The 9,911-nt window shown below is 66.1% G+C and carries 13 protein-coding genes and 1 pseudogene; all 14 read left to right on the forward strand.

Annotated features, from left to right (window positions below):
* Positions 1-124 precede the first annotated feature (124 nt).
* The 14 genes and pseudogenes from ACFOX0_RS31845 (at position 125) to ACFOX0_RS31910 (ending at position 9,788) form a co-directional block, all read left to right on the forward strand.
* Positions 125-424: a transposase family protein gene (locus tag ACFOX0_RS31845; protein WP_377552964.1), complete on the forward strand. Its 300-nt coding sequence runs from the start codon at positions 125-127 to the stop codon at positions 422-424.
* 153 nt (positions 425-577) lie between these two features.
* Complete coding sequence (locus ACFOX0_RS31850; protein ID WP_377552966.1) at positions 578-715, forward strand: hypothetical protein; 138 nt, start codon at positions 578-580, stop codon at positions 713-715.
* Positions 716-724: 9 nt separating this feature from the next.
* Positions 725-895: a hypothetical protein gene (locus tag ACFOX0_RS31855; protein WP_377552968.1), complete on the forward strand. Its 171-nt coding sequence runs from the start codon at positions 725-727 to the stop codon at positions 893-895.
* A 504-nt stretch (positions 896-1,399) separates the two neighbouring features.
* Positions 1,400-1,606, forward strand: coding sequence for a hypothetical protein (locus tag ACFOX0_RS31860; RefSeq protein WP_377552970.1), 207 nt, complete (start codon positions 1,400-1,402; stop codon positions 1,604-1,606).
* On the forward strand, positions 1,606-2,559 hold the full coding sequence (locus tag ACFOX0_RS31865) for a protein kinase domain-containing protein (RefSeq protein WP_377552972.1): 954 nt from the start codon (positions 1,606-1,608) through the stop codon (positions 2,557-2,559). Before ACFOX0_RS31860 ends, ACFOX0_RS31865 begins: the two co-directional genes overlap by 1 nt.
* Positions 2,560-2,795: 236 nt before the next feature.
* Positions 2,796-3,221, forward strand: coding sequence for a DUF6444 domain-containing protein (locus ACFOX0_RS31870; protein ID WP_377552974.1), 426 nt, complete (start codon positions 2,796-2,798; stop codon positions 3,219-3,221).
* A gap of 1,214 nt (positions 3,222-4,435) precedes the next feature.
* Complete coding sequence (locus tag ACFOX0_RS31875) at positions 4,436-4,825, forward strand: ATP-binding cassette domain-containing protein (RefSeq protein ID WP_377552976.1); 390 nt, start codon at positions 4,436-4,438, stop codon at positions 4,823-4,825.
* Positions 4,826-4,897: 72 nt separating this feature from the next.
* Positions 4,898-5,737 (forward strand): alpha/beta fold hydrolase, encoded by an 840-nt coding sequence (locus ACFOX0_RS31880; protein WP_377552978.1) that lies wholly within the window; start codon positions 4,898-4,900, stop codon positions 5,735-5,737.
* 50 nt (positions 5,738-5,787) lie between these two features.
* On the forward strand, positions 5,788-6,618 hold the full coding sequence (locus tag ACFOX0_RS31885; RefSeq protein WP_377552980.1) for a GOLPH3/VPS74 family protein: 831 nt from the start codon (positions 5,788-5,790) through the stop codon (positions 6,616-6,618).
* A 59-nt stretch (positions 6,619-6,677) separates the two neighbouring features.
* Positions 6,678-7,535 (forward strand): NAD(P)-dependent oxidoreductase, encoded by an 858-nt coding sequence (locus tag ACFOX0_RS31890; RefSeq protein ID WP_377552982.1) that lies wholly within the window; start codon positions 6,678-6,680, stop codon positions 7,533-7,535.
* Positions 7,536-7,564: 29 nt separating this feature from the next.
* Entirely contained in the window at positions 7,565-8,236 is a 672-nt protein-coding gene (locus ACFOX0_RS31895) for a hydrolase (protein ID WP_377552984.1), read from the forward strand.
* A 160-nt stretch (positions 8,237-8,396) separates the two neighbouring features.
* Positions 8,397-8,507 (forward strand): annotated as a pseudogene (locus ACFOX0_RS31900) (transposase); the annotation flags it as partial.
* 34 nt (positions 8,508-8,541) lie between these two features.
* Positions 8,542-8,946 carry a GNAT family N-acetyltransferase gene (locus ACFOX0_RS31905; RefSeq protein ID WP_377552986.1) on the forward strand — a complete coding sequence of 135 codons (405 nt, stop codon included), beginning with the start codon at positions 8,542-8,544 and terminating at the stop codon, positions 8,944-8,946.
* A 20-nt stretch (positions 8,947-8,966) separates the two neighbouring features.
* On the forward strand, positions 8,967-9,788 hold the full coding sequence (locus ACFOX0_RS31910) for a SigB/SigF/SigG family RNA polymerase sigma factor (RefSeq protein WP_377552988.1): 822 nt from the start codon (positions 8,967-8,969) through the stop codon (positions 9,786-9,788).
* The last annotated feature ends 123 nt before the right edge of the window (positions 9,789-9,911 follow it).

The following is a 9,911-nucleotide window of genomic DNA, read 5'->3' on the forward strand; positions in this document are numbered from 1 at the left end:
GATATGACCGGATGGCCGGTCATCGGGTAGCCACGCCGGTTCCGGTTGGTTACGTAGAAGAGCGCGGCCTTCTGGTGATCACTCAGGTGTCTAGACTGAATGATCAAGGCGAAGGACCGCGCTTGTGGAAGCATCCTCGTTCATCGGCGGGCTGTCCGCACGTCTGCCCGGCGTGTCGCAGCAGGTGCAGCAGGACACATCGGGGTTGTTGTTGGCGTTGGCGCAGGTGCCGGACCCGCGTGATCCGCGAGGTCTGATCCATCCACTGCCGGGCCTGCTCGCGATCGCCGTTGCGGCGGTGGCCGCCGGGCAGAGCCGGGTCACCGAGATCGCCGAGTGGGCCACTGATCTGCCGGACGCGGCGTGGGACCCGCCTCGGCGCGGCGCGGGATCCGTTCACCGACGCGCGGCGGGTACCCGATGACAGCACGTTCGCCCGGGCGCTGGCCGACATCGACGCCAACGAACGAACGAGATCACCCGATTCGTTCCGCTGCTGGCAGGCCTGGACCTGACCGGTACGGTCATCAGCGCGGACGCGTTGCACACCCAGGGTGACCACGCCGCTGGCTGGTCGATGACTACACGGATCCGCCGCCGCCGGCTCAACCCGGCCAACGGACGCTGGTCCACCGTCACTATCTACGCCATCACCAACCTCACAGCCACCCAGGCCAGCCCCGCCGACCTGGCCGACCGGCTACGCGGACACTGAGCCATCGAGGTGCTGCACCACATCCGCGACACCACCTACCGCGAGGACGCCAGCCGGCTACGTACCGGCAACACACCCCGCGCCCTGGCCATCCTGCGCAACACCGCGATCAACCTGCTCCGCCTGGCCGGCGTCACATCCATTGCGCAAGCCGTACGCCGAAACAGCCGTAACCCGTAGGGACCCCTACAACTCCTCGGACTCGCCTAAAACGATCAAATCTCTACCTTGCGAAAGCCCTGCCGCCTGCGCCCGGCGAGCAGTTGCTTGACCGTTTCGCGCTCCGCGCGCCGGCCCACAAGGTTCGCCGGTTTCATTCCCACCCGAGTCCGTCGGCACTGCAATAAGTAGGTAAGTGTCACCGACGCGAACCTCACCCGCCAAACCCAAGTTCTCAACTGTGGACGGGGCGACGACCGGCCGCCGATGCTGGGCCTGCCCGCACACCGACCCCGTCGCTGGTCTGGCACGCCCTGGCACCGACCATCCACCTCTCGGCACGGTGGCGACCGGCGAAGCAATCAGGGGCTTCCACCGACGCGAAGGTGCCGCCACCGATGCCAGCCTGAAGACAACGCCATGACCGGCAACGACCGGACCAGCGCCGGATCCCATCCGCCCGGGAACGGCCTTGAACCGCGCGGTCGCCGCCCCCTTCGAACCGTTGACGCGAAAGGAACCGCCATGTCCGTCAGCGCTGTCATCGACATTGCCCGGCGGAACCTCAGCTACGGCGATGTTCGTGCCGCGAAGAGCCTTTCGTTCCGGGTCGACCTCGCCGGTGGAGCCGGCACTCATGTGCCCCAGTTGTCCGGTGTTGCGAAGTGGGGTCTGGACTTCGCCGCCGCGGAACTCCACAAAGAGCGAGCGAGAGTAGTTAGGAAATCCTGATGAGCGCGAATCGAGTCCTTTATGGAAATTATGAGGTAGGCGATCTCATTGGCTCGGGCGGTATGGCCAATATTCGCCTAGGTCGTGACATCCGCTCAGGTCGCTCCGTCGCGATCAAGATGCTCCGCAGAGACCTTGCACAGGATCCCCTGTTCCAGTCCAGGTTTCGACGCGAGGCGCGGATGTTGGCTCGCCTCAGCCATCCTGCAATCGTCTCCGTCTATGACACTGGATATAAAGAGGTGGAAGAAGGCTCGGCGGATAAGGTGCGCGTTCCATATATCGTCATGGAGTATGTCGCTGGGCTGTCCCTGCGGGACCTCCTCAAGGTTGGCGAGATCAGACTCAAGGAGTCGATTCAGTACCAGGTCGGGATCCTCTCGGCGCTAGAGTTCAGTCATCGCGTGGGTATTGTCCATCGCGACATCAAACCGGCCAATGTGATGATCACAACCGAGGGTGCCGTCAAAGTCGTGGACTTTGGAATCGCCCGCGCCAGTGATGATTCAGCTGCGACGATAACCCAAGCCCACGAGGTTCTTGGAACTCCCCATTATCTCTCTCCCGAGCAGGTGCGCGGTGAAACCGCGGACGCCCGCAGCGACCTTTACTCCGCAGGCTGCCTGCTCTACGAACTACTTACCGGGCGGCCACCCTTTATCGGTCCTGACCCGCTCTCTGTCGCCTACCAACACGTCTACGAGGAACCCGCTCGGGTCAGCACGCGCAGTCCAGACCTTACTCCCGCGCTTGATTCCATACTCGTGAAGGCTCTCGCCAAAGCCCGGAAGGATCGGTTCCGGAACGCGCGAGCGTTCAGAGAGGCGCTCCAGTCCGCGGCGAAGGGCATCATTCGCGAAGATGGCGGTGCTCACCTGGGTACGTTCGAAAACGACGTGCCCAAGGCACTCGTCATGGGCGGGCACGCCGGCATGGCCAGCGTCGACCGCTGACGGCACCGCAGATTAACCAGGAGGAAAGAGTTCATAAGCGGGGGAACCTCCTTACAGCTGGCGGTTCTGGTCGCGGTACGGTGACTGATCAGGTGGTCGTCGGTGGGTTGGCTCGACCCGCGTGCTGCCTGTTCTGGATCTGGTGGGGTGTCCGGACCGCCGTCCATCGTGGAGCTGCTTGAGCGGCTTGCCCGGTTGGAGGCCCGGATCGTTGAGGTGGAGCGGGACAGGAAGAGTTGCCGCGGGAGAACGCGGATCTGCGGGCCCGGCTCGGGCAGGATTCGTCGAACTCGTCGCGGCCACCGTCGTCGGACGGGCTGGCCAAACCTGCGCCGAAGTCGTTGCGGACGCGGTCAGGTCGGCGGCGGATCACCCGCACCGCGATCTCCGGCAGGTCGAACACCTGCCGCACGGCCACGCCTGTCACCGGCGCACCAGCCAAGCCCTCACCACACCCACCACAACCGGCCGGCTCATGCGCGATCCGCTCATATGGATCAGCGACCTGCCGCAACGTGCGCCCCTCATGGCCGGGCTGCCCACCTGAGCATCGGATCCTGTCGCGGCGGTGCCGTTGCGGGCGGGTCACCGCTGGCCGGGCTCCAGACGGGGTGGATGCCCCGGTGCAGTACGGGTCGAGAGCCACCGCGGCTGGGGTGTAGCTGCAGCAGGCGTTGGAGCGCAGGCGCGTACTGCGCGGGCGATGACGGATGTGTTCGGTGTGCCGATGTCGGCTGGCGCGGTCGCCGCCGCCCATGCCCGCGCCGGGGACGGTGCACGTGGCCACCACCGGCAAATACACCCTCGTGTACGTGCACTCCAAGCGTGGGCGATGCGAATTTGTTCGCGGGCCGCCCGGCGTCGGCCCTCGCGGCGCAGCCACTCGCCTTAGGCGAGGTGAGCGCGGGCCAGGGTGGCCATTCGGCAGCATCGGAACCTGCCGTCAGCGCGGCCGCCCGTTGCAGGAACGCGGCTGCGGCGGCCAGCCCGCCATCGGGCGCGGGCCCGCTTGGCTGAACGCTCAAGGTCTGCGGTGGCGCCCTCGTCGGTGTCCAGGACCGCCTGCGCGCGGTGCCAGGCTCGCCGGTCGGGGTTGAGCCGCTGGTCGGTGGCGGCGGCCAGCGCGCCGTGTGCGCGGCGCTGGTCGGCTGGCGTGGCGGCCCGGTAGACGGCAGCTCCAGCAGCGCCAGGGGTTGCCACGCGCCTCGGCGACGATCCAGTCGCGCACCCGGTCGTTCAGCGGTGCGCGGACCGCGGCTGCCAGCAGCGCCCGGGCGTCGGTCTCGCCGAGTCCATCCAGCCGTGGCTCCGGCAGTCCGGCGAACACGAACCGCGTCTCAGACTCCACTCCGACCGAGTACTGCACCCGGAACCCCGATGCGGCCGCCGCAGTGTCGCGGGCGTGCTCCAGGATCGCGGTCTCTCCGATGCCGCTTCCCCGCGCACCACAATTGCCCCGCTGCGTCCGGCCTGTGCCTGGAGCGAGAGATGTTCGATGGCCACGCGCTCTGCAGGCCGGCCCAGGAGGTCGGCCAGTTTCGCTCGCACCCGAGGCTGGGAAGAGTCCGACAGTGTCGGAGTAGGTAGTCGTCACCGATGCGAATCGCAATTGTTCGCGATGCCGGCCGCCTCTGCAAGGCCGCGTTCTCAACGCGGACGGATTGATGACTCGGATGCTCCAGGTCGAGACAGTCCTCGAGCAGGCGGCCTTCGTCGCTGGTCAACCGCGCACCAGCCGCCCAACCTGGCTGCCTCGCACAGACAGCGACCAGCTCGCTTGCGGCTGAGTGCGCTGACGGTGAGAGCTAAGGGGCTTATACCGATGCCAAGGTGCCGCCAGTGGCGGAAGCCTTGTGTCGAGACGAAAGGATCCGTGATGCCCGTCAGACCTGTCATCGAAGTCGACCAACTGAACGTCACCTACGGCGAGTTCCACGCCGTCAAGGATCTCTCGTTCCAGGTCGCGCGCGGGGAGCTCTACGCACTCTTTGGCACCGATGGTGCGGGCAAGACCTCGACCCTGGAGGTCATCGAGGGCCACCGGACGGCGTCGGCGGGCACGGTGCGCGTGTTCGGCAAGAGCCCCACGGACCGGCGCGCGGTGCGTCCTTCTGCCCGGAGGCTCGGCTACCGAGCTGATCGTCAACGCCTGAAACGGCGGGGTTCCACTGGCCGACTCCATGCTCCTGCTGGCTCCGGCCTTGGTCTGGGTGACGGTGGCGATTGTGCTGGCCGCGCGGATGTTCCGCTGGGAGCCCGTCGATAAGCGCCGCGACACGACAACGACGTCCAGCGCGGACACAACTTAGAAGTTCACGACAACAGAAGGTAAACGATCATGGGATTCATCGCCGTCGGGAACGAGAACAGTACCCCGATCGAGCTGTACTACGAGGATCAGGGCACAGGTCAGCCGGTTGTCCTCATCCATGGGTATCCGCTGAACGGCCACAGCTGGGAGCTTCAGACGCGTGAGCTGCTTGCTGCCGGGTACCGGGTGATCACCTACGACCGTCGTGGCTTCGGGCGCTCGTCGAAGGTAGGTTCCGGCTACGACTACGACACGTTCGCGGCCGATCTGAACACCGTGCTGGAGACGCTCGACCTGCGCGACGTCGTCCTGGTCGGGTTCTCGATGGGCACTGGTGAGCTGGCCCGCTACGTCTCGCGGTACGGCCACCAGCGGGTGGCGAAGCTGGCGTTCCTCGCCTCACTCGAACCGTTCCTGGTCGAGCATGACGACAACCCCGGGGGCCTGCCGCAGAAGGTGTTCGACGGGATCGAGGCCGCGGCGAAGGGTGACCGCTACGCCTGGTACACGCAGTTCTTCTCGGACTTCTACAACCTCGACGAGAACCTTGGCAGCCGGATCAGCCAGGAGGCTGTCACCGGCAGCTGGAACGTCGCCGTCTCCAGCGCGCCGGTGGCGGCCTACGCCGTCGTGTCTTCTTGGATCGAGGACTTCCGCGCCGACGTCGAGGCGGTCCGTGCCAGCGGCAAGCCGGCCCTGATCCTGCACGGCACCGCGGACAACATCCTCCCGATCGACGCTACCGCCCGGCGCTTTCGCCAGGGCCTGCCCGAGGCCGAGTACGTCGAGATCGAAGGCGCCCCACACGGGCTGCTCTGGACCCACGCCGACGAGGTCAACGCCGCCCTGCGCACCTTCCTCGGCTGAGCTGACGGAAAGGACACCGCGCGGAAAAGAACTACGAACAAGGAACGACAATGGGCGAGAAACCGATGTCGGTACGGGACGATCTTCTCATCGTCGACGACCTCATGCTGCTCCTGATGGACGACGACGGCGTTTCCATCCAGGCAGCGGGCACCCTGCACTACGCGCTTGGCGGCGCGGTGCTCACCGAGCTTGCGCTGCTCGGTCGGATCCAGACCCACGACTCCGGGGTGCTGAACGGCCCGCGGGTCACCCCGTCGGGCGCGGGTCCGCTGCCCGACCCGCTGCTGCAGTCGGCCTACGACACCATCGCCGAGAAGACCCAGCGGGTGCAGCCGCTGCTCGTCACGCTCGGCGCCGATCTGTGGCGGGTGGTGCTCGACCGGCTCGTGGACCGCGGCCTGCTACATCCTGTACGTCCTGAGGAGGCGCAGCTGCGAGCGCGGATCCGCCGGATCCTGGAGGACGGCGAAGCCCCGGATCCCCGCACTGCGGCGATCATCGGGCTGCTCTTCGCCAGCGGCGCCATACCCTCGCTGCGACCCCCGCTGCCCTGGACGTCGACGACGGTGACCCGGGCCAGCGAGATCGGACGCGGCCATTGGGGATCCCAGGCGGTCGCCACCGCAGTGACTCGCACCGCGGCGGCGATCGTCGCCGCCAGTGCCGCCCGCCAGCGTGGCGACTACCACCAGGTGAGCGCCCAGGTGGACTCAGACGACCCCGGCTCCACGCCGCCGCTGTCGTACCTCGTCCACGTTATGGGGCACGCCTGGCCGGGCCCTGCCGGCGACGGACTCTTCATCGATCGCGCCGGCCCGGACGCCAGCGCCATCATCTGGGACTTCGCCCAACGCCACCCGAAAGGATCACCGGCGTAATTCCATGGCCTGCCACATCCTGCCCGTGTGAACAGATGTATTGAATAGGAGCTAGATGCATGGCAACGATCGCAATCGTGGGATTCGGCGACATGGGCGAACAGATGGCGCCTCATCTCCTCGCCGCCGGACATCAAGTGCGAGTATCTGATATCGCGGACTCCCGGCTCGAAGCAGCTAGGCGCATGGGGACGACCGCAGTCGCGTCGGCCGCAGAAGCGGCGCGGGGCGCTGACGTGATCTTCGGCCTCGTGATGTCGAATGACATCCCGACCGCCTACCTGGGCAACGATGGAATACTCGCCGGCGCTGAGCCTGGTGCATCAGTGCTGATCTGCTCGACCACCACCCGACCAGTCATTGAACAGGTCCACGCGGCGGCACCCAGCGGAGTGGTCGTGCTCGACTCGCCCATCGTTGGCGGTGTGAAATACGCGCGCGAGCGGGCGATCACGTTCCTGGTCGGCGGATCGGCCGACGATTTCGAGCGGGTGAAGTCGGTGCTCGATGATCTCGGCAGATCCCGGCACGTGGGTGAGTTCGGTGCGGGCGTGGACTACAAGCTGATCACCAACGTAGCCATCATGGCCGCGGAGGTGGGGCTACGCGAGGCGCTGGACCTCGCGGACATTCTCGGGCGAGACTACGCGACCTCGTTGGAGTTTATGGCGGTAGGGCCTATGAAGGCCGTCGTGGAGCGTGCTCTGGACGTCAGCAACCCTCGGCCGCTACGTCGCTCTGCCGAGGACGACGACACGCTGCTGTCTGCCGTCGATGACCCGGCCAGGTTGCTACCGATCTCCATTGCGGGCCGGCAGCGACTGTGGGAGGCGGTCAATGTCGATCCGGAATTCGAACCCGACTTCGTGGACCTGACGCGCAAGACCACCTCGCGCGCCACCAGCATCCGCTCTTAGGCGAGCAGAAGCATCAGAGGAGATCACGTGTGAATACCGTGCCGACCAGCAAGAAGATCGGTCCTGAACCGATCCGCGACCCCGATTCCGACCCCCTCTTGACACCGCAGAACTGCGCCATTGCGTTCATCGACTATCAGGAGGGTCAGTACGCCACAGTCGGTTCCGCCAGCCGGGAGGAGATCGACCTCGGTGTGGTGACGCTGGCGCAGCTGGCGCGAGCTTATGAGATTCCGACGGTCGTGAGCACCGTGGCGGTGGGAATGGGCGTGAACAAGCCGACCATCGATGAGATCACTCGTGAACTACCCGGCATCACCGAAATCGACCGGACGGGTGTCAATTCCTGGGAGGATGCGGACTTTCGGACCGCGATCGAGGCCACGGGACGCAAGAAGATCGTGATGGCCGGCCTGTGGACAGAGGTTTGTCTCGCGTTCCCAGCCCTGGACATGCTCTTGGAGGGCTACGAGATCTACCCCGTGATCGATGCCGTTGGAGGCGTTTCAGCGGTCACCCACCAGACAGCCATCGACCGTATGCTTCAGGCTGGGGCGCAGCCGATCACCTCGCTGGCGTTCGGCTGTGAGCTCATGCGCAACTGGGCCGGCTCGGACGCTGACCGGTACCGGACCATCATCAACGACTACTTCCGCCGCAAGCGTGAAGCAGGGCAGTCCGCAGGCGACCTTTTCTCCTAGGCCGTGTTTCACCAGTGGGCTGTGCCGACCCGGATTTGATCACCGTGGCGTGTCGGTGATCGATAGACGGCGAGGTCTCCGGTAGATGGTTCTTCGACCAAGAAGACCTGAACACCGCAGACCTCGTGACCAGCGTTGCGGCAACGAGGCGGCACTCTCCTGGCGGGACGTGCCGGAATGCTACGGACCCTGGCAGCCGGTGTACGGGCTGTTCCGCCGGTGGCAGCGTGACGGCACGTGGCGGCGGATCGTGGCCGGGTTGCAGCCAGCGCAGACGCAGGACCAGTATCTCGAAAGGACACCAAATGATTCAAGAAATCCATGACAACACCGGTGCATCTGCATCGGTAAGTCTCAATAAAACTCGCCCGATCGGCACCTACACGGTTAACCTCGCTGAGGGATTACCCGTCGGCCGGGTGGACTTCGTCGACTCCCCCGAGGTGGATGGTGAGCGAATCGTTTTCCACACCGAAGTAGACCGAAAGTTCGGTGGACGGGGCCTGGCCGGGCTGCTGGTCCGCGAGGTGCTCGCGGACAGCATTCGCACGAGTGTCACCATCGTTCCGCTGTGCCCGCTGTTTGCGGGCCATTTGAAAAGGCATGGCGACGAGTTCGTCGCGGATGGCGGCAAGTTCCGTCCGCCGACACCTGCCGACATCGCGCTCGTCAGGCGTGCTACGAAGCTCCACGTCTCTTTTCCGCGATGAGGGTGCAGGGAGGATCACCAATGACCGCGCACACGATCAGCGAGCAGCGGACCAGACCGTCCGCCGCACAGAAGCTCGACCCGCGCCCGCCCACCGACAGGGCCGCCGACCTGCTCCATGCGATGGCCACGCTGCCCGCCGACCACCTGTCGCGCCCCGCGCTGCGCGACCGAGCCATCGAGGCGTGGCTGCCGCTCGCCAACTACCTCGCCAGGTGGTACGGCGGCCGGGGCGAGCCCACCGACGACTTGGCACAGACCGCCGCGGTCGGCCTGGTCAAGGCGATCGACAAGTTCGACCCTTCGCGCGGCGTGGGTTTCGCCGGCTACGCCATCCCGACCATCATCGGTGAGCTCAAGCGGCACTTCCGCGACCGCACCTGGGACGTCCGGGTGCCCCGCCGCCTTCAGGAGCTGCGGCTGGCCATCTTCGACGCCAACAGTTCGCTGTTGCAGGCCCTGGGCCGTTCGCCGACGGTCGCCGACATCGCCGCCTACCTCAAGATCACCGAGGAGGAGGTCCTGGAGGGTCTGGAGGGCGCCCGCGCGTACAACGCGGTGTCCCTCTCCACCCCCACCGGCGACGGCGACCGGGCCACCGAGCTGGGTGACCTGCTCGGCGATGAGGATGGCGAGTTCGAGCTGGCCGAGCTGCGGGTCGTCCTGGGCCCGGCGCTGGCCACGCTCGACGAACGCGAGCAGCGGATCCTCACGCTGCGCTTCTACGGCAACCTGGCCCAGTCGCAGATCGCCGAGCAGATCGGCGTGTCCCAGACGCACGTGTCCCGGTTGCTGGCCCGGACCCTTACCAAGCTGCGCGGGCAGTTGGACGGGACGTACTAGTGTCGCGTAATTGAGATCTTTTACGTGGCTTGGTGTTACTTCATCCTGGTTGACTTGGGCTCGTGGCGTTGACGCAGCAGCAGCGGGTTGAGCTGTCCAGTCTGGTGGGTGACCGGCGGGTGG

Source organism: Micromonospora zhanjiangensis, from assembly GCF_042650605.1.
GTDB classification, from domain to species: Bacteria; Actinomycetota; Actinomycetes; order Mycobacteriales; family Micromonosporaceae; genus Micromonospora_J; species Micromonospora_J zhanjiangensis.